Genomic DNA, 593 nt, shown 5'->3' with positions numbered 1-593 from the left:
TTAGACTTATCTAAGAAGTATAAACAATTATGTTTGTATTTTGATGATGTTCATGGCATGAGCTGGTCGGGTAAATATGGACGGGGCTATGTATGTGAACAAATTGAAACGATCCCCCCTCAAGTGGTGGTTATAGGAACCTTAAGTAAAACCTTTGGTGCCAATGGTTCTTTTATTATTTGCGGGGATGAAAAGATGCAGCAAAAAATCAAAACCTTTGGGGGACCACTTACTTTTTCTGCACAGTTAGACCCCGCTTCGGTGGGTGCCGCCATAGCCTCGGCAAAAATTCACTTGTCCGATGAAATAACCACCATTCAAAATGAACTAAAGGAAAGAATAGATTACTTCAATGGACTCTTGGAAGAATATCAGATTCCTTTGGTAGAAAAAAATGAATCTCCCGTATTTTTTATTGCTACTGGAATACCTGAAACCGGCTATCAACTCACACGTCAATTATTAGATCACGGATATTACGTGAATATGGGCTTATTTCCAGCCGTACCTTCCACCCAGACGGGATTGAGGATTACCATCTCTAGGCATAATCAAAAAACAGATATTCTTCAATTGACCCAAACCTTAGCCCA

At 39.8% G+C, this 593-nt stretch carries 1 protein-coding gene; it reads left to right on the top strand.

Features of this window, described 5'->3' with window-relative positions; genetic code table 11:
* Positions 1 to 57 precede the first annotated feature (57 nt).
* The coding region (locus FT986_RS05465) for an aminotransferase class I/II-fold pyridoxal phosphate-dependent enzyme (RefSeq protein ID WP_255505914.1) at positions 58 to 593 on the top strand (536 nt) is incomplete at its 3' end.

Source organism: Mesonia sp. K4-1, assembly GCF_008017825.1.
Classification (GTDB): domain Bacteria; phylum Bacteroidota; class Bacteroidia; order Flavobacteriales; family Flavobacteriaceae; genus Mesonia.
This window is presented reverse-complemented; position numbering and strand designations above follow the sequence as displayed.